At 71.2% G+C, this 19,032-nt stretch carries 15 protein-coding genes and 1 pseudogene; 5 read left to right on the plus strand and 11 right to left on the minus strand.

The window, feature by feature from the left end; translation table 11 throughout:
- Window positions 1-4 precede the first annotated feature (4 nt).
- Both SALPAC3_RS0112210 and SALPAC3_RS0112215 read right to left on the minus strand, forming a co-directional pair.
- The gene (locus SALPAC3_RS0112210) at window positions 5-193 is read right to left on the minus strand and encodes a DUF397 domain-containing protein (protein WP_018221516.1); all 189 of its coding nucleotides are present in this window, start codon (window positions 191-193) and stop codon (window positions 5-7) included.
- Window positions 190-1,053 (minus strand): helix-turn-helix domain-containing protein, encoded by an 864-nt coding sequence (locus SALPAC3_RS0112215; protein ID WP_080635258.1) that lies wholly within the window; start codon window positions 1,051-1,053, stop codon window positions 190-192. Before SALPAC3_RS0112215 ends, SALPAC3_RS0112210 begins: the two co-directional genes overlap by 4 nt.
- A gap of 994 nt (window positions 1,054-2,047) precedes the next feature.
- On the opposite strand from SALPAC3_RS0112215, the pseudogene SALPAC3_RS27080 reads away from it, so the two are divergent.
- Window positions 2,048-2,449 (plus strand): annotated as a pseudogene (locus SALPAC3_RS27080) (flavin reductase); the annotation flags it as partial.
- A 34-nt stretch (window positions 2,450-2,483) separates the two neighbouring features.
- On the opposite strand, the gene SALPAC3_RS0112225 reads toward SALPAC3_RS27080, so the two are convergent.
- Window positions 2,484-2,738 carry a Smr/MutS family protein gene (locus SALPAC3_RS0112225; RefSeq protein ID WP_018221520.1) on the minus strand — a complete coding sequence of 85 codons (255 nt, stop codon included), beginning with the start codon at window positions 2,736-2,738 and terminating at the stop codon, window positions 2,484-2,486.
- Window positions 2,739-2,817: 79 nt separating this feature from the next.
- Entirely contained in the window at window positions 2,818-3,180 is a 363-nt protein-coding gene (locus SALPAC3_RS0112230) for a tetratricopeptide repeat protein (protein ID WP_018811550.1), read from the minus strand.
- Window positions 3,181-3,401: 221 nt separating this feature from the next.
- Between SALPAC3_RS0112230 and SALPAC3_RS0112235 the strand changes: the two genes are divergently transcribed.
- Window positions 3,402-4,127 (plus strand): methyltransferase domain-containing protein, encoded by a 726-nt coding sequence (locus SALPAC3_RS0112235; protein ID WP_018221522.1) that lies wholly within the window; start codon window positions 3,402-3,404, stop codon window positions 4,125-4,127.
- Window positions 4,128-4,129: 2 nt separating this feature from the next.
- Here SALPAC3_RS0112235 and SALPAC3_RS0112240 read toward each other — a convergent pair whose 3' ends face one another.
- Both SALPAC3_RS0112240 and SALPAC3_RS27085 read right to left on the minus strand, forming a co-directional pair.
- Entirely contained in the window at window positions 4,130-6,916 is a 2,787-nt protein-coding gene (locus tag SALPAC3_RS0112240; protein WP_018221523.1) for an ATP-binding protein, read from the minus strand.
- A 117-nt stretch (window positions 6,917-7,033) separates the two neighbouring features.
- Complete coding sequence (locus tag SALPAC3_RS27085) at window positions 7,034-7,246, minus strand: FmdB family zinc ribbon protein (protein ID WP_026185493.1); 213 nt, start codon at window positions 7,244-7,246, stop codon at window positions 7,034-7,036.
- 38 nt (window positions 7,247-7,284) lie between these two features.
- Between SALPAC3_RS27085 and SALPAC3_RS0112250 the strand changes: the two genes are divergently transcribed.
- The 3 genes from SALPAC3_RS0112250 (at window position 7,285) to SALPAC3_RS0112260 (ending at window position 13,020) form a co-directional block, all read left to right on the plus strand.
- Window positions 7,285-8,568, plus strand: a complete 1,284-nt coding sequence (locus tag SALPAC3_RS0112250) for a lytic murein transglycosylase (protein ID WP_196233944.1) — start codon at window positions 7,285-7,287, stop codon at window positions 8,566-8,568.
- Between the two features lie 71 nt (window positions 8,569-8,639).
- Window positions 8,640-9,656 (plus strand): GNAT family N-acetyltransferase, encoded by a 1,017-nt coding sequence (locus SALPAC3_RS0112255; protein WP_018221525.1) that lies wholly within the window; start codon window positions 8,640-8,642, stop codon window positions 9,654-9,656.
- A gap of 88 nt (window positions 9,657-9,744) precedes the next feature.
- A complete protein-coding gene (locus SALPAC3_RS0112260; RefSeq protein WP_018221526.1) occupies window positions 9,745-13,020 on the plus strand; it encodes a lamin tail domain-containing protein in 3,276 nt (1,091 codons plus the stop codon).
- Between the two features lie 255 nt (window positions 13,021-13,275).
- Here the strand turns inward: SALPAC3_RS0112260 and hemB are convergent, their stop codons facing one another.
- Genes hemB through SALPAC3_RS0112285 form a run of 5 tightly spaced genes read right to left on the minus strand, consistent with a single transcriptional unit; the run spans window position 13,276 to window position 18,952 of the window.
- Window positions 13,276-14,259 (minus strand): porphobilinogen synthase, encoded by a 984-nt coding sequence (gene hemB / locus SALPAC3_RS0112265; protein WP_018221527.1) that lies wholly within the window; start codon window positions 14,257-14,259, stop codon window positions 13,276-13,278.
- A gap of 13 nt (window positions 14,260-14,272) precedes the next feature.
- Entirely contained in the window at window positions 14,273-15,853 is a 1,581-nt protein-coding gene (locus SALPAC3_RS0112270; protein WP_018221528.1) for a bifunctional uroporphyrinogen-III C-methyltransferase/uroporphyrinogen-III synthase, read from the minus strand.
- On the minus strand, window positions 15,850-16,818 hold the full coding sequence (hemC, locus tag SALPAC3_RS0112275; RefSeq protein WP_018221529.1) for a hydroxymethylbilane synthase: 969 nt from the start codon (window positions 16,816-16,818) through the stop codon (window positions 15,850-15,852). Before hemC ends, SALPAC3_RS0112270 begins: the two co-directional genes overlap by 4 nt.
- A complete protein-coding gene (locus tag SALPAC3_RS0112280) occupies window positions 16,818-18,185 on the minus strand; it encodes a glutamyl-tRNA reductase (RefSeq protein WP_018221530.1) in 1,368 nt (455 codons plus the stop codon). The genes hemC and SALPAC3_RS0112280 overlap by 1 nt, the downstream gene beginning before the upstream one ends.
- Entirely contained in the window at window positions 18,182-18,952 is a 771-nt protein-coding gene (locus SALPAC3_RS0112285) for a redox-sensing transcriptional repressor Rex (protein WP_018221531.1), read from the minus strand. The genes SALPAC3_RS0112280 and SALPAC3_RS0112285 overlap by 4 nt, the downstream gene beginning before the upstream one ends.
- Window positions 18,953-19,032: the final 80 nt, after the last annotated feature.

Consider the following 19,032-nt stretch of genomic DNA (forward strand, 5'->3'; position numbering starts at 1 on the left):
CTTCTCAGCGCCGGGCGTGCTGTACAAACGCCCGCCACGCCTCCGGACCGAACACCAGAGCCGGTCCGGTGGGGTCCTTGCTGTCGCGAACGCCGACGACGCCGGGAAGGTTGCTGGCAACCTCGACGCAGTTGCCACCGGTGCTGCCGCTCCGGCTGCTCTTGTGCCACTTTGCACCGATCAGATTGCTCACTGATGCTCCTTGAGTGCTTGCTTGATGAGGTCTGCCGAGCGGATAGGGTCTAGTGCAACCCCGTCGAGCGCCACCCAGGCCTCAGCGTATGCGGCTACCTCCCGGGCCTTCTCCAAGTACAGGGCCCCGGTTAGCGACTCAGAGTAGACGGTCGTTGGCTCGGCGGGGCGTGTGCCCCGCGTCGGAAAGTCCACGATCACGAATCCGCCAGCGAGTGACACATGGTGGGGGGCGGTCACAATCGGCACTACCCGAATCGTGACGCCCTCCCGCATCGTGGTGTCTACAAGGTGTTGAAGCTGCGCCGGCATCTCCGGCGCGCGCTGCCGTAGTACGGCCTCACCCAGCACAACGTCGAGCTTCGGTGCACGGGGAACCCCACGCGTCAAAAGTTGCTGTCGTTCGAGCCGGACCGATACCGCTTGGGCCACCTCCGCCGGTTCGATGCCAGGCTTGGAACGTAGGACGCGCTCCGCGTACTCCCGCGTTTGGAGTAGCCCCGGCACGAGCGCCGGTTCGTACTGGCGTAGCCGATCGGCTGCTGCTTCCATGCCTACGTACAGCTCAAACCAGTCGGGGATGGCATCCCCGTATGCCTGCCACCACCCCCGCGCTTTGCTTTCACCTGCCAGTCCCACCAGGACCTGACGGATTTCGTCCGAGGTGCCGTAGAGGCGACACATCAGCTCGACATCGTGGGTGCGGACAGATGTCTGCCCCCCTTCGATGCGATACATGCGCGCCCTGCTCCATTCAAGCTGTTTTGCAGCCGTTTCAAGGGGCCATCCGGCCTCTTCGCGAGCCTGTTTCAGATACCGGCCGAGTTCCCGTCTTGGCACGCTTGATCCGACGCTCGTCACGTCACCATCCCTCACGTCTCAGTTTGCCCGCCGATCCGTCTCACTTCATCCACATGATGCACACCCTATGGGCCGGTGTAAATATTTCTGCGAGAATTTCGCTTGGAGTGTTGCGACCTTGATTGCTCCGGGTAATGCTCTGTCCACCCCGCCGGGAGCTACTTGGACTCTAGGAGCGTCAATGCTGATGATGATCTCGGCAGCAGCCCCACTGACCGATGACCACTGGGTGCGAGCGAGTCGCCCCTGGGCCCAAACCCACCCACGAACCGGCAGAAGCTGTCGGCGGTGCTTGTGGTGACGCTCGTTGTTGCCGCTGTGGTATTCGAAAGCCTGAGGTGAGGACCCGGCCCTTCGCTACCGCTCCGCCGACGACACCGCTCGCAGACTCGGGCCGAGGACACCCTCCGCAGGTCAGGCCTCGCCTCACTTTGTCCGCCCCATAACGGTTCGGGTGCCGCAACGGTCCCGGTGCGGAGCGCGCCGGGTGCAACGCCATCCCATTCTTAGAGGAGGTCGAAATGCGTGTCCGCTGGTTCAGCCGCCGGAAAAGCAATCCGCCGGTACCGCCGCACCATGCGGCCGGAACGCACCGCACGGTCAGGCCGCGCGGCGCGAACCCCCCGTACCGCCTGGCAGCACCGAGCCCGGTCCGGCCGGTCAATCTGCCGACGTGGATGACCCAGCCCACCGTCGCCAACCCGCAGGTAGGCCGCGTCGGTTGGCTCACCCCGGCGCAGCAGTGGCGAGCCAACGGAGGCCGCTGGTGACCGCGCACCAGCCGCCTGCCCGAAGCGCCGACAGGCGAAACTGAGGGGACGTCGATGGTTGTCGCTGCTATCGCCGTCGTCGTTGGGCTCGCCGTTGGCGTGGTCCTGGGCCTGGTGACCAAAAGCCGTTCGGGCAGTTGGTGCCCCCAGTGTGGTGACCTCAAGCGCTGCCTACGTGACCACCACGCGGGCGGGAGCCGACCGTGATCCGCGCACACGACCCCATGCGCCCGCTCTGGCGGTGCCGGGCCTGCGGCGCCGACTGGCCCTGCCAGCCCGCCCGGCTCGCGTTGTTGGATGAGTATCGCGGCAGGAGGTCAGCCCTGCTGGCCCACCAGGGCAAGCTCCTGGCCGAGGCATCTGATCAGCTATCCCGGCTCAACGGCACCAGGCCGGACCTCAGGGAGAGGTTTGTCGACTGGTGCTAGCGGGCGGAACCCGACCACCCCACAACCAGCGCCTTCGAGCCGGGAGACCTGGACCTGGACCTGGTGTTTCGCGGAATCGAAATGATCATCCGTAGCCACTGGGAAGGGCGGACCTGCCCCCGGTGCGCGAACAAGTGCTGCCCGCATCTCGACTGGGCCGACGGCTGGCTGGCCCACCTACGACGATCACCGCAAGGCAATCAGGCAGAGCGCCCCGGGCAGCGTTCCGTCACTACTTCCAGCGGAAGTGCACGAATAGCCGGCCGAAGTTCTTCGAGTCCTTCTCCACCCGATGGTAGAGCGCCTTGACGTCCTTCTGATCAAGGAACCGGAGCACCCGCTTCTTGAGCTGGCCGGACCCCTTGCCTGGAATGATCTCTACCAGGGTGGCCTTCTTCGCCACCGCCTCATCAATGATGCCGCGCAGGGCCCGGTCGATGTCGGCGCCCCGGTTGTAGATGTCGTGTAGGTCCAGCTTCAGCTTCACCGCCGGGCCTCCGCCATGTCGACTCCTCTGCCAGCACCATCGTAGGTGTCGGGGCGGGCGAGGGGCCGCCCGGTAAGGGTCAGCGACCGACCCGGGCCTGCACCCGGCGCAACGCCGCCTGATAGTCCGCGTTGCCGTGGTGCATCGCCGCCGCGATCCGCAGATGCCGCAGCGCGTCGACCGGCCGGTTCAGCCGCTCCAGCGTCCGACCCAACACGTGGTGGGCGTAGTGGTCACTCGGGTCCCGATCAACCAGCTCGCGTAGCTGCTCCTCGGCGCGGCTGAGCTGCGCCGAGGAGAAGTACGCCCGGGCCAGCAGTTGACGCACGGCGGTGTTGCCGGGCTCGGCCGCGAGGATGGGTTCGAGCAGCCGAGCCGCTTCGGACGGGTCCCCAGCTTCGAAGCACCGGGTCGCCCGTCGATACTCGGCCAGCAGATCCATCCGACCCACCCCCCTCACCTGTCGTGTCGGCACCCTGCCACCACCACCGGCACCACCGCCACGGTGGGCACACCATCCGGACGGAGCCTGCCGGCCTACCGGTTGAGGATAGGTTCACCGACCGAGGGCGGGAACCCGAAGCGATCCACGGCCGGTCTCCGCCGGACGAGACAGGGGCATACCGGGGCGATTTCCGGGTAACGGGCCGCCGGAGGTGGGCCATGGTCGCGCTGACAGTGAACCCGCCCTCAGCCCAACGGCTGCGGGCGGTTGACGAATTCCTCGCCGAGGCCTGGACAGACCAGGCGCGGCACGACAGCCGGCTGCGCGATCTTGCTGTCGAGGTGGAATTCGACCGGGGCGTAGCCCACCTGACCGGAGAGGTCGCGGAGCCGGAGGACCTACGTCTGGTGCGGGACCGGGTCGGCCGGCTCGCCGGGGTCCTGGCCATCTGGGCCCGGGTCCGGGTCGGGGACCGGAATCCGGTCGTGGTGGACCTGGGCTGCGGGGGGACCAAGCAGTGGCCGGACAACCTGGGCCTGGACATCTACCCCGCGGTCGGGGTCGATGCGGTAGCCGACCTGTCGCGAACCCTGCCGCTGGCCGACAACTCGGTGGACGTCTTCTTCGCCGTCCACATCCTGGAGCACCTGATCGACTTTTTGCCGTTGGTGGACGAGGCGCACCGGGTGCTCCGACCCGGTGGCGTCCTGCACGTGATGAGTCCCTGGTGGGGACATGTCAACGCGGTCGCCGACCCCACCCACGTACGGCTGCTCGACATCCAGACCATCAAGGGCATCTGCTTCCAACGCCCGCCGGACGCTCCGCGCTGGTACCCCCTGCACGCCGGCTGTGACGGGGCCAGCATCTTCGCCGACCTGACCCTCCTACCGCCCGATGGGCCCGCCCCCACCCCAGCCCACCTGGCCCGCTTCTTCGCCTGAGCTCAGTCGGGCTCGGGACCGACCCGGGTGGGATCGGGCGCACTCGGGGCGCGAAGTGGCCGCTCCAAGGGGCTGGTCAGCGCGGATGGGGCGACTCCAGCGGCGAAACGGGTCGAATCAGCGGCCAGGTCCGGGTGTTCGACGCCGAGGGCAACCGCCGCCGCCTCTCGAAGGCCCAACCCCGCGCCCTCACCGTACGTCCGGTCGAAGCTGACATCGCCGAGCGCCGCGCGCACCTGCGCCTGCCACCGCGCAAGGTACTCGCCGTTGATGCCCGGCACCGCGCCCAGGGCGGCCCCCCGCGCCTGGGCCGCGCCGAAGAGACGGGCGGCGGTCAACGGATCGCCCCCCGCGGCACAACGCACCGCGATCGCCTGCATCGTGTCACAGGCACGGCGGTGGAAACCGTGCGCCATCCGGGACCGCAGCGAGGCCAACAGGTGCTCGTGCGCGGCGATCAGGTCACCCCGAGCGAGCGCCACCAGGCCAAGCAGCATGTCCACCGTCCGGCGGCCCCGTTCCACCGGGCGTCCCGCCTCGACCGGGCGGGCCGCGCCGAGCAGCTCCGCCGCCTCGTCCAAGGCACCCCGACGCCACAGCAACTCCGCCAGGCTGAGGACGGCGAAGAGGGCGTCGTCCACCACCTCCTGCCGCTGTGCCCAGTCAATGACCTCCCGGCACACCTGTTCCGCCTCGGCGAACTGCCCCAGGTCAACCAGGGGAGCCGCCCGGCTGGCCAGCACCCGGGCCAGCAGTCCGGCATCGCCGGCCCGGCGGGCCACCGTCTCCGCCTGCTCCGACAGGCGCAGCTCCGCGCCGAAGTCGCCGTCCGCCCCCGCATGCAGCGAATGCGCGTGACGCGCCGCCGCCAGCTCCACGTCCGGGATGCGCTCACCGGTCTCGACGCTCCGGTCATACAGCCGGGACAACCAGAGCCGGCCCTTCCCGGCCAGGCCCCGCTCCCGCCACCACTGGTCCATCCCGACGACGAGCGCGAGCCCCGCCCGGGCGCTACCGCCCGTCGCGCACCAACGAAGCGCGGCTCGCAACTCCCCGGCGAGCGGGTCGAACGCGTGCAGCGAGAGCGTTACCGGCCGGCCGTCCGGCCCCAAGCCCAACCGCTGTAACGCGTGTGCGGACCAGGCCACGTGTCGATTCCGCGCCGCCGGCTCCTCACCCGCCGCCACCAACCGGCCGGCCGCGTAGGCGCGGATCGGGTCGAGCATCCGATAGGTGCTACCACCGATCTCCGGCTCGGCCAACACCATCGACTTCTCCACCAGCACCGACAGCGGATCGAGCTGGTCGCCGTCCAACAGCCACTCCACCGCTGCCAGATCCACCGGCCCGGCGAACACCGCCAGCCAGCGCAGCAGCCGGGCCGCCCCCGGGTCCAGCTGCTGGTACGACCAGCGGAGGTTCGCCCGCATGCTGTAATGCCGCACGGCAAGCCCGGTCTCGGAATCACCCCGGCCGGCGTCGAGGGCGCCCAGAACGTCGTCGAGACGGTCGGCGAGCTGCCCGACCGAGAGCACCCGCAGCCGGGCAGCGGCCAGTTCGATGGCGAGCGGCAGGCCATCCAATCGCCGTACGACCCGGCGTAGGTCCACCCACTCCGCCGGGTCGGGCCGCCGGCCGCCCCGTGCCGCCGTGGCGCGATCGAGCAGCAGGGCAACCGCGTCGCTCTCCGCTCCGGCCACCGGTGGGTCGACCGAGAGTGGAGGAATTCGCCACACCACCTCGCCGGGAAGTCCGAACGACTCCCGGCTGGTCGCGAGCACCCGCACCCCCACCCCACCGGCGAGCAGCTGGGAGATCACCTGGGCGGACGCCGACAACTGGGCGTCCCCGGTGTCCAGCAGCATCAGCATCCGGCGGGCAGCGGCGTACTCCACCAGGGTGTCCACCATCGAGCGGCCCGGTTCCGGACGGAGGCCGAGCCCGGCAGCGACCGCGTACGCCACCAGCCCCGGCTCTGCCACCGTGGCGAGATCAACGAACCAGACACCGTCCGGATGGGACTCGACCAGGTCGGCGGCGAGCTCCACCGCCAGCCGGGTCTTGCCGGATCCCCCCGCGCCGACCACCGTGACCAGGCGGTAGCTCTCCACCAACCGGCGCAGCTCGGCCCACTCGGCCTGCCGACCAACGAACGAGGTAACCGGGGTAGGCAGGTTGTGCGCCGCCGCGTCCGCGGTGCGTGGACGCGGGAACTGCTGCTCCAGATCGGCGGCGGTCAGCTGGAAGAGGCGTTCCCGGTCGTCGAAGCCACGCAGTCGGTGCAGGCCCAGGTCGAGTAGGGAGGCGCCGCCGGGCAACGGGTGGGCGTGCCGCGCGGTCGCCGCGGAGCAGAGCACTTGTCCACCGTGCGCAGCGGCGGCGATCCGAGCGGCCCGGTGCACCTCCGCGCTCACGTACTCGCCGTCACGGGGCTCCGCCCACCCGGTGTGCAGCCCCATCCGCACCCGCGGGGTGGCGTCCGGGGTTGGCCAGTCGTAGCTGGTCAGGGCACGTTGGGCGGCCAGGCAGGCGGTCAGCGCGGCGGACGCGTCGGCAAAGGCCAGGAAGAACGAGTCACCCTCGGTGAGCAGCTCCGCCCCCTTGGTGGCGACGATGGTCCGGCGCAGTAGGCGCCGGTGTTCCCGCAGCACTGGCCGGTAGTCCGGCCCGAGCAGTTGGGCCAGCCGGGTGGAGCCCTCAATGTCGGTGAAGACGAAGGTCACCCACCCGGTCGGGAGGTGGATCCGTGGCGACATGCGTGGAACCTCCGCCCAGGACGTCTGGTTCATGCTGCCTGAATCCAGTCCGTCACATATCGCGAGAATGACGGCCCGGTTCTGCTCCAAAGTGCCACTCCGCGCCGGCGTCGGCAAGCGCGGGTGAGACGTTGACGAATCGAAACCGGTTTAGCAGCCGCAGCCCCCGCCGCAGCAGCCCCCACCTGCGCTGGGAGCGTTACCGCCAAATCCGCTACGGCCAATTGTCGCGACGGTGGAAAGGAGTTTGACCGTCTCGTCGTGCCCCTGCGGGCAGCGGGCCGGCTCAGCGGCCCGGGCCATCGGCCGATTGACCTCGAAGGTGCCGCCGCAGACGCGGCAACGGAACTCGTATCGGGGCATGCTTGCAGCCTACGACCGCTCCGGACGACCAACCGAACATGGGTAATACTCGACTGGTGGTGGACGGCGAGGAGAACCAGACCCTCCGGCCCCTGCGCCCGGCCATACCGGGTGGGGGAGCGCAGAGTGGATCCGGCGTGGCCGCCGGTCGACGGCCCGGGCCGGTGCCCCGGCCGCGCCGACCGTGGCGGCAACCGCAGACGGACCCAGACGCAGAGCTGACGCGGGTCGACCCCACCGGTACGGCGACAGATTCCAACGCACCCTCCCACCCCGACGCTGACCCGGCCAACAAGAACAAGCCGTCAAGTCCCACCAGCGCTGGCCCCGCCGACGAGGACAAGCCGTCAAGTCCCACCAAGGCTGACCCCGCCAACGAGAAGGAGCCGTCAAGTCCCACCGAGCCGGCGGAGCCGACCCGGCCCGCGAGCGCCCGGCGCCGCCGGGTCCCCTTCGCGCACGCCCTCCGGGTCTCACCCACCCGATTGGCGGTCGGCGCAGCACGATCGATCCACCGCTGGTCGCGCCGCCCCAGCGGCCAGCTCACCCTCCCTGGCGGCTTCCTGCTGCTCCTGGTCGCGGCGACCGTGGCGGCCGGCGCCCTGCTGTTGCCCGCCGTGGTGCGCCCCGGCCAGGACGACGCTGGCGCCATCGCCGGCGCGACGCAGTCCGCGCCGGACGGACTGTCATCCGCCGGCGCCCTGCCCCCCTCCGACGCCACGTTGACCGCCCCACCCCCCAACCTCGGCCGTCCCGCCGACACGCTCACGAGTTGGGCAGCCCAGACCGGCGCGAAGGTCGGCATCGCACCGGTCGCGTTACAGGCCTACGGCTACGCCGAACTGGTCCTCGCCCAGACCAACCCCAGCTGCGGCCTGCGCTGGACCACGCTCGCCGCGATCGGGCACGTCGAGTCGGCGCACGGGCAGGCCAACAACGCCCGGCTCGGCACGGATGGGCGGGCGGCCCCGGAGATCATCGGCCTGCCACTGGACGGGCAGGGCGGACGGATGCTGATCCGCGACACCGACCGCGGCGCGCTGGACCAGGACACCACCTACGACCGGGCGATCGGGCCGATGCAGTTCATTCCGACCACCTGGGAGGAGATCGGGGCCGACGCGGACAACGACGGCCGCAAGGACCCACACGACATCGACGACGCCGCCATGGCCGCCGCCAACTACCTGTGCAAGGGCGGCCGGAACCTGACCACCGGCACCGACTGGTGGAACGCCATCCTGTCGTACAACAACGTGCGGCAGTACGCCCAGGACGTCTTCGACAAGGCCAACCAGTACGGGCAGGCAAGCCGGGGCTGACGTGATCATCCACGTTTCCGGGGACTCCCCTACTTCCCCCGAGCAGCGGTAGGCGGCAAGCTAGACGGGTGATGATGCGCGAATGTGATCTTAAGGCCGCGTCGTCCGCCGAGATGGTGTCCCTGCTGGACACGTTGAACGCGGTCCTCGCCGCCGATCTGCCGCAGGACCCGCCCTGGCAGGGGAGCTTCCTGCGGGAGTATCTGACCGAGATGATGCCGGGCGAACGACGAATCGCCTGGGTGGCCGAGGCCGACCCGGTCGGGCCCGGCGGGGTGGCCATACCGGGGATGGTCAACGTGCTCCTGCTCGGCAGCATCGGCGTGCTTGAGGTGCTGGTGCACCCGTCGGCGCGCCGCAGCGGTCTCGGCCGCGAGCTGGTCCTGGCCGCTGCCCGCCGGGTCTACCAGGAGGGGTTTCAGACGATCGGCGTGGAGGTGGTCGGCGACACCCCGGCCGTCGCCTTCTTCCAGGCGCTCGGCTTCACCCGAGAGTTCGTCGAAACCCGCAGCGTGCTCCACCTGGCCGGAGTGGACTGGGCGGAGCTGGGCAGGACCGCCGACGGCGTCAGCTCGGGGTACGACATCCAGTTCCATCCCGGCGGGCTGCCCGACCAGCTCATCGACGCGTACGCGCGGGCCAAGGCGGAGGCGCGCGACGTCGAGGAGGGCGAGCTCCGCCCCAGCTCATACGACCCACAGCGGCTCCGGGACAGCCTCGACTGCCTGCACCGACGGGGGATGACCCCGTACATCGTCCTCGCGCTGCACAAGCAGACCGGGGAGGTAGCCGGGCTGACCGAGGTGGTGGTGCCGGCGCAGCATCCGACCCGGGCCGACCAGTACGACACGATCGTCGTACCGGCGCACCGCGGGCACGACATCGACCGGGCGATGAAGGCCCGGATGCTGTTGGAGCTACGCTCGGCCGAGCCGATGCTCACCGAGGTGCAGACCTGGAACGCGCAGGACAACGAGGCGATGCTGAAGGTCAACGCCGAGCTGGGCTACCGCCCTGACCGGGAGTGGTACGAGTACAGCGTTGACGTTGCCGAGTTGGTGCACCGACGCGACGCCACGCGCCAATAATTCACCATCGGGCCCTTCAGAGGATAGAGCGAGGTAGGGCGCACCCTCTAACCTTCGCTCGTTCCCATCCACCCACCGTGGAGGCTCCATGCGCCCGCGTCGGGCACTCGCCGTCTTCGCCACCGTCACCGCTACCGCGAGCCTCGCGGCCGTCGGGGTCACGCCCCAGGCCGCCAGCGCCGCCCCAACCGACCTGTTCATCTCCGAGTACGTCGAAGGCTCGTCCAACAACAAGGCGATCGAGCTCTTCAACGGCACCGGCGCCCCGGTCGACCTCGCCACCGGCGGCTACCAACTGCTGCTCTACTTCAACGGCTCCACCACGCCGAGCACCATCGCCCTGACCGGCACGGTTGCGGCGGGAGACGTCTTCGTCTTCGCCCACTCATCGGCGAACGCGGCGATCCTCGCCCAGGCCGACCAGGTCACCGGTGCCGGACTCTTCAACGGCGACGACGCGGTCGTGCTGCGCCGCGACGGCACCGTACTCGACGCGATCGGCCAGGTGGGCGTTGATCCGGGCAGCGGGTGGGGCACCGGCCTGACCAGCACCGCCAACCACACCCTCCGCCGGCTCAGCAGCATCGCCTCGGGTGACACCGACCCCGGTGACAGCTTCGACCCGGCCACCGAGTGGGCCGGCTTCGACACCGACACGGTGGACGGGCTCGGCGCGCACCACCTCGGCGACGGTCCGGTAGACATCCCCGCCACCGTCAGCTGCGGCGATCCCCTGGTCACGCCGGCGGGCACCGCGGCGTCCCGGGAGGTCACCGCGACCGACCCGGACGATGAGATCGTCGACCTGGCGGTCACGTCAGTCTCCCCGACGCCGGCCACCGGCGCGATCAGCCGGACGGAGTTCACCCCGGCCGGAGCGGTCGGTGGCACCGCCCGGGCCACCGTCAGCGCAAGCGCCGACCTGGCCGCCGGGGCGTACTCGGTGGTCCTGACGGCGACCGACACCGACGGCACCACCGCGACCTGCACCCTGCCGGTGCAGGCCACCCGGGAGCTGACGGTCGGCGAGGTGCAGGGCCCGACCACCGACGCCGAGGAGGGTGGCACCGACCGCTCGCCGCTCGCGCCGGCCAGCGGCAACGGTGCCAGCAGCGTGCGGTACGACGTCCGCGGAGTGGTCACCCAGCGCACCCTCGCCCGCGACTCCGCCGGCCAGGACCAGCACGGGTTCTTCCTCCAGAGCCGCGCCGACGCGACCGACGGCGACCCCGCCAGCTCCGACGGCATCTTCGTCTTCATGGGCTCGAACACGTCGCTCATCGGCGGTTACGTGCCGACCGTCGGCGACGAGGTGGTGCTCCACGCCCGGGTCTCCGAGTACTACCACATGACGCAGCTCTCCAGCGCCTCGCTGGTCCGGCGGATCTCCACCGGGCTGGACGTGGACCAGGTGGTCGCGGTGACCGACGCGGTACCCCCGGCCGACCTGGCCGACGCGGAGCGCTTCTGGGAGCGGCACGAGGGGGCCCGGCTGCGGGTTCGCGCGGACAGTCAGACCGTGAGCGGGCGCACCGTCTTCGCCTCCAGCGCCGACGCCGAGACCTGGCTGGTCGACCGGGATGACCCGCTCCTGGACCGGAGCGACCCGGACACCCGCCGGGTGTTCCGCGACGCCCACCCGCTGGACAACGACCCCACCGAGATCTTCGACGACGGCAACGGCCAGCGGATCATGCTGGGCAGCCTGGGCGTCAAGGCCGCCAGCGGCGACAACACCACGCTGCTCCCACCGGCACGCACCTTCGACACGCTGACCGCCGACGCGGTGGGCGGCCTCTACTACTCGTTCCAGAAGTACGGCGTCCAGGTCGAGTCCGCGGCTTTCGCGGCCGGCACCGACCCGGCGACGAACCACCCGCCGCAGCCGGCCCAGCGGTCAACGGAGTACGCGGTCGCCGCGTACAACGTGGAGAACCTCTACGACTTCCGCGACGACCCCTTCGACGGCTGCGACTTCGCCGGGAACGACGGCTGCGCCGGCGTACGACCGCCGTTCGACTACGTGCCGGGCAGCGAGCAGGCGTACCGGGACCAACTCGCCGCGCTCGCCGACCAGATCACCAACGACCTGCACTCCCCCGACCTGATCCTGGTCCAGGAGACCGAGGACCAGGACATCTGCGTGGTTGACGGCGGCACGCTGGTCTGCGGTAACACCGACGACGCCGACGGCGCTCCGGACTCGCTCCAGGAGCTCGCGCTGACCATCGCCGACAACGGAGGCCCGGCCTACGCGGCGGCCTACGACCGCAGCGGCGCCGACGCCCGGGGCATCACCTCGGCCTTCCTCTACCGCACCGACCGGGTCGCGCTGGCCGAGGCGACCGCCGACGATCCACTACTCGGCGCCACCCCGACCGTCCAGTACCGCGCGCCCGGGCTGCCGTCCAACGCCGATGTGCAGAATCCCAAGGCACTCAACGCGGTCCTGCCGCCCGACGTGGACACCAGCACCGGCAAGGACGGCGACAACGTCTTCACCCGTGCACCGCAGCTCGGCCGGTTCACCATCGAGGCCGCCCCCGGTTCGGGAGAACGGCTGACGCTCTGGGCGGCCAGCAACCACTACTCGTCCGGCCCCGACCGCCGGGTGGGGCAGCGCCGGGAGCAGGCGGCGTACGGCGCGGCGATCGTCTCCGCGGTCACGGCGGCGGACCCGGACGCCCGAGTGGTGTTCGGCGGGGACCTGAACGTCTTTCCCCGTCCCGACGATCCGATCGCGACGGCCGCGGACCCGACCCCGTCGGACCAGCTCGCTCCCCTGTACGAGGCGGGGCTGCGCAACCTCTGGGATGATCTGCTCGCCGACGCGCCGTCGTCCGCCTACTCGTACAGCTTCGCCGGCCAGGCCCAGACGCTGGACCACCTCTTCGTCACCGCGGCGCTCCACGCTGATCTGGTGCAGATGCGGGCCGCGCACATCAACGCCGACTGGCCGGCGGATTACGCGGGGGACGGCTCGCGCGGCGCCAGCGACCACGATCCGCAGGTGGCCCGGTTCCGGTCCCGCCCGACGCTGACCGTCGCCGACGCCTCGGTGGTCGAGGGCGATCGGGGCCGCAGCGAGCTGACCTTCACCGTCACCGTCTCGCGTCCCCTCTCCGAGCCGACCCTGCTCTGCGCCCTGACCCTGGGTCGAAGCGCCCGGCCGGGCGTTGACTACCGGTCGTACGCCGGTTGCCAGACGCTGCCGGCGGGTCAGACAACGCTGACCTTCCCGGTGTCGGTGCACGGCGACCGGAAGCGAGAGACCGACGAGAGGTTGACTCTGCTGGTGGTGGGGGGCCCTGGGCTCCGGATCGCCGATCCGTTCGGCACCGGGACCATCGTCAACGACGACTGACCGCCACTGACGTCGCCGCCGGCGACCTCGGCCGCCACTGACATCGCCGCCGGCGACCTCGGCCGCCACTGACATCGCCGCCGGCGACCTCGGCCGCCACCGACGTCGCCACCGGCGACCGGCCGACTTGAAGAAGTCCGCACCGGCGGCCTTGGAAGCGGCACGGCCCGCCGGCCCGGTCGAGTACCGGGCCGGCGGGCCGTTGCGGTGCTGCGGACCCGGCTGCCGGCGGCGGGCCGGCCGGGCGCGGCGGCGTCAGTAGCGCTGGCGCAGCAGCTGCGCGGCCTCGACCGCCCAGTAGGTGAGGATGAGCTGCGCTCCGGCGCGACGGATCGAGGTGAGCGTCTCCAGCATCGTCTGCTCGCGGTCGATCCAGCCGTTCGCGGCAGCCGCCTCGACCATCGCGTACTCGCCGGAGACCTGGTAGGCGGCGACCGGCACGTCAACGGCGGCCCGGACCGCGGCGACCACGTCGAGGTACGGCAGCGCCGGCTTGACCATCACCATGTCGGCGCCCTCGGCCACGTCCAGCGCCACCTCGCGCAGGGACTCCCGCAGGTTCGCCGGATCCTGCTGGTAGGTCCGACGGTCGCCGTCCAGCGTCGACTCCACCGCGTCCCGGAACGGGCCGAAGAACGCGGACGCGTACTTCGCCGTGTAGGCGAGGATGGCCACGTCCTGGTGGCCGGCGGCGTCCAACGCCCGCCGGACCACGCCGACCTGACCGTCCATCATTCCGGACGGCCCGACCACGTGCACCCCGGCCTGCGCCTGCGCCACCGCCATCTCGGCGTACGCGGCGAGGGTGGCGTCGTTCGCCACCGACCCGTCGGACGCCAACACACCGCAGTGGCCGTGCGAGGTGAACTCGTCCAGGCAGAGGTCGCTCATCACCACGGTGGCGTCGCCCACCTCGGAGACGACGTCCCGGATGGCGGCGTTCAGGATGCCGTTCGGGTTGGCCCCACCGGAGCCAAGCTCGTCCCGGTCAGCCGGCACCCCGAAGAGCATGATCCCGCCAACTCCGGCCTGGACCGCCGCGACCGCGGCCTTGCGCAGCGACTCCCGGGAGTGCTGGAGCACCCCCGGCAGGGACGGCACGGACCGGGGCTCGGTCAGCCCCTCCTTGACGAACAACGGTACGACCAACTCGGCCGGGTCGACGCGGGTCTCGGCGACCAGCCGCCGCAGGGCCGGGCTGCGACGCAGCCGCCGGGGTCGATGCTCGGGATATGGCACGGGTCCTCCAGGGTCAGCGGAACCGGAGGGCGGTCGGCCCCTGCACCTTCGAGCCGCGCCGCTGCTTCGCCGGCATCGCGGCGAGCTTCTCGCGCAGCTCGACGGCGTAGCCGGCCAGCGCCTCCACCAGGTCGGGGACCGAGGCGTGCGGTGGCTGCACGTCAACCCGAAGGCCGAACTCGGTGGCGGTCTCCGCCGTCTTGGGCCCAATAACCGCAACAACGGTGCGCGCGTGCGGCTTCCCGGCGATGCCGACCAGATTCCGGACCGTGGACGACGAGGTGAAGAGCACCGCGTCGAACCCACCCGACTTGATCGCGTCGCGGATCTCGGCCGGCGGCGGAGCCGCCCGAACCGTCCGGTAGGCGGTCACGTCGTCAACCTCCCAGCCGCGCTCGGTGAGCCCGGCGGCGAGCGTCTCGGTGGCGATGTCGGCGCGCGGCAGCAGCACCCGACCAACCGGGTCGAGTACCTCGTCGTGCGGCGAGAACTCGGCCAGCAGCCCCTCCGAGGACTGCTCCCCGGCGGGGATCAGCTCCGGCCGGATCCCGAAGGCGCGCACCGCGTCGGCGGTCGCGTCGCCGATGCAGGCGATCTTCACGCCGCCGAAGTGCCGGGCGTCGAGGCCGTGCTCGGCGAACTTCTCCCAGACCGCCCGGACCGCGTTCACCGACGTGAAGATCACCCAGGCGTACCGGCCGTCGACCAGTCCCTTGACCGCCCGCTCCATCTGCGCGGGGGTACGCGGCGGCTCGACCGCGATGGTCGGCACCTCGCAGGGGATCGCGCCGTATGCGCGCAGTCGGGCGCTCATCACCCCCGCCTGCTCCTTGGTCCGTGGGACGAGCACCTTCCAGCCGTACAGCGGGCGGTTCTCCCACCAGCTGAGCTTGTCCCGCTGGCCGACGCCCTCGCCGAGGGTGAGCACCACCCGGCCGGTGAACCCGAGCGCCGCCGCGACGAAGGAGTCCACCGTTGACGTGGTCGTGTACTGGGTCTCGCCGGTGCCGTCGCCGGTCACACCGACCACGGTCGCGTCGTCGACTCCGGCGGCGAGCAACCCATCCCGGATCGCGGCGAGATCCCCGGCGTCCACCGCGAGGGCCAACGGTCCCCGGATGACGGCGGCGGCCAGCGCCTCGAAGTCGAGCGTGGTGACGTCCTCGACGTCGGCCGCCGTCCGGACCCCGGGCAGCGGCACACCCGCATAGGTCGCCACTCCCTCAGCCTGGCCGACGCCCGGGACCACCTCGAACTGGCCGGCGGTCCGGGCGACCGCCTGCACCTCCCGGACCACCGCCTCGTGTCCAAACGGGTCACCGGCGACCAGGTGCACCGCGTTCAGCCCGGAGCGGGCCGCCGAGATCAGAGCCTTCGCCACGTCGCCCGATCCGCCCTCGGCCAGGGTTAGCTGAGCCTCCTGCTTCGCCTGCGCCCGGACGACATCGAGCAACGCCTCGGGGACTCCCCGGTCGTATACCACCTGGTCGGCGCTGACCAGGGCGTCGTATCCCCGGCGGGTCAGCAGGCCCGGATCGCCGGGACCGGCCCCGACGAACGCGATGCGGCCTACGGGCTTACGGGTGCGGGTCATACTGTGCTCCCAAATTGCTGGGTCCCCGGGCCAAGGTTCCGTTGCTGGCCGAGGATCGAGTCGGCGCCGAGGTCGAGCAGATCGGTGGCGAGGGCCTTACCGATCTCCACCGCGTCGGCGGGCGTTCCGGTGCGGGACAGCCGGAGGTCACGAGTGCCGTCCGGACTGATCACCGCCCCGCGCAGGTAGATCTCTTCACCGACGTCGCCTTCGGCGAGTTCGGCGTAGGCGGCGACCGGGGCACTGCACCCGGCCTCCAGGGTGGCGAGCAGCGCCCGCTCCGCGACGACCGTGGCGCGGGACGGTGCGTGGTCGAGTACCGTGAGCAGCTCGACCAGAGCCGAATCGTCGGACCGGCACTCCACCGCCAGCGCGCCCTGGGCGGGAGCGGGCAGCATCAGCATCGGGTCGAGCGTCTCGGTGATCGTGTCGGTGCGATCCAGGCGGGCCAGCCCGGCCCGCGCCAGGACCACCGCGTCCAGGTCGGCCTCCGGCCCGAGCACGCGCGCCAGCCGGGTACCGACGTTACCCCGGATCGGCTGGACCTCAAGCTGAAGCCCGAGCGCGTGCAGCTGGGCGATGCGACGCAGCGCACCGGTGCCGACCCGGGCGCCGGGCGGCAGCTCGGCGAGGGTACGACCGCCGGTGGCCACCAGCGCGTCCCGCGGGTCCTGCCGGGCCGGGACGGCGGCGACGTACAGGCCGGGGGCCGCCGCGGTCGGCAGGTCCTTGTACGAGTGCACCGCGAAGTCGATGGTGCCCGCGGCGAGGGCGTCCCGCAGCGCGGAGACGAACACGCCGACACCGAGCCGGTGCACCGGGGCCGCGGAGCGGTCACCGGTGGTCACCACCTCGACCAGCTCCACCGGGGTGCCGGTGGCCGCGGTGAGGGCCGCCGCGACCTGCCCGGACTGGGCCATGGCCAGGGCGCTGCCCCGAGTACCGAGGCGTAGGGGGACCTTCATCACTCACCTCCGGTGGGGAGCGGCTCGGCGTCACCGCCGATTTGGGGGTCAACGTCGGGCGCCATCACATCGGGCACGGTGCCGACCGGGGAGGTCTGCGACACCTCCAGGTCGAAGAGCTCGCGCAGCAGCGCCGCGTACTGGTCGCCGCCGGGCTCGGCAGCGAGCTGGCGGACCCGTACGGTCGGCTGGTGCAGCAGCCGCTGGACGACCCGGTGCACCGTCCGGGCGACCTCGGCCCGCTGGTTGTCGGTCAGGTCCGGACAACGCTGGGCGAGCCGGCCCAACTCGGCCGTGACCACGTCGTCAGCACGGCCCCGCAGGGCGGCCACGGTCGGCGCGACGTCAGCTCCCCGCAGCCAGGTGAGGAAGGCGTTGACCTCGGCGGCGACGATCTGCTCCGCCGCGGCGACGTCGGCGGCGACGGGGCCGTCGGCGACCAGTGCCGCCATCCGGTCGATGTCGATCACCTGGACGCCGGGCAGGTCGGCCACGCCCGGCTCGACGTCCCGCGGGACAGCCAGGTCCAGCAGGACCAGCGGCCCCCGGGATGGATCCCGACCAGCGAGTGCCGCAGTCACCACCGCGCGGGTGAGGACCGCCTCGGGGGCGGCCGTGGCAGCCACTACGATATCCACTGTGGAAATCGTCTCGGTGAGGTCGGCGATCGGAACGGCGGTCGCGCCGTACGACCCGGCCAGCCGGGCGGCTCGGTCGGCGCCCCGGTTGGTCACGGTGACCGGACCGGCACCCGACCGAGTGAGGGTGGCCACGCCCAGCGAGCCCATCGCTCCCGCCCCCACGACCAGCGCGGGACGGCCGGCTAGGTCACTGTCGAGCAGCTCGGTGGCGAGGCCGAGCGCGGCCGTGACGACGCTCTGCCCGGCCCGGTCGATGCCGGTCTCGGAGTGGGCCCGCTTCCCCACCCGGAGCGCCTGCTGCATCAGCTCGTGCAGCAGGCGGCCAACGGTGTCGGCCTCAGCTGCCCGGTGGTACGCGTCGCGGAGCTGGCCGAGGATCTGGGCCTCGCCCACAACCATGGAGTCCAGCCCGGTGACGACCCGGAAGACGTGGTTGACCGCCGCGACGTCGAAGTGCACGTACAGGTGGTCGGCGAGGGCCGCCGGCTGGCAGCCGGTCGACTCGGCCAGGACGGCGCAGATGTCACCCAGGCCGCCGTGGAACCCGGATACGACGGCGTATACCTCCACCCGGTTACAGGTGGAGACGAGCACCGCCTCACTCACGTACGGCTGCGCCGCCAGGTGGGTCAGGACACGGGGGAGGTCGGCGGGGGCGACCGCGAGTCGCTCCAGGGCGGCGACCGGGGCGGTGCGGTAAGACGCGCCGACGACGAGCAGTTTCACGTGCCGATCGCCTCCTGGGGGTTGGTGGCGGCGAGGTTACCCGGCAATGAGGGGAGGGCGGCCTCGCCGGCGGCGGGGAGTGCGGTCTGGGATGCCTTGCGGTGCTCGTGGAAGGACAGGATCTGCAGCTCGATGGCGAGGTCGACCTTACGGACGTCAACCCCGTCCGGCACCGTAAGCACGCAGGGCGCGAAGTTCAGGATGCTGGTCACTCCGCCGGCGACCAGGCGGTCGGCGACCCGCTGCGCGGCGGCGGCCGGGGTGGCGATCACGCCGATCGCGATCGACTCCTCGGTGGCGACCCGGGACAGCTCGTCCACATGTTGGACGACCAGACCGTTGATCTCCTCACCGACCCGGCCGGGGTCGGCGTCAAAGAGCGCGGCGATGCGGAAGCCACGGGTGGCGAAACCGTCGTAGCCAGCGAGGGCATGACCGAGATTACCCACCCCGACCAGGGCGACCGACCGGCGCTGAGTGAGCCCCAGAACGTACTCGATCTGATCGATCAGCAGGGCTACGTCGTAGCCGACACCCCGGGTGCCGTAGGAACCAAGGTGCGACAGATCCTTGCGGAGCTTGGCGGAGTTTACTCCCGCGGCCGTGGCCAACCATTCGCTGGAAACTGTCTCGTGACCGTTTTCAGCCAGGTTATGCAGGGCGCGGAGGTACTCGGGAAGTCGGGCGACGGTCGCCTCCGGCAGGTCCGGCAACGCCGGCACGGCGACCGGGCGTTCGGGCGCGCCGGGCGGACGGTGCTGACTCATGAAACTCCGTGCAGTGGGATCCTGGGCCAACTCCGCCGGGCCGGGTCGGGACTCCCGCTGGCCACCGAGGAGACCGGCTG

This window comes from Salinispora pacifica DSM 45544, assembly GCF_000378845.1.
In the GTDB taxonomy this organism is placed as follows: domain Bacteria; phylum Actinomycetota; class Actinomycetes; order Mycobacteriales; family Micromonosporaceae; genus Micromonospora; species Micromonospora pacifica.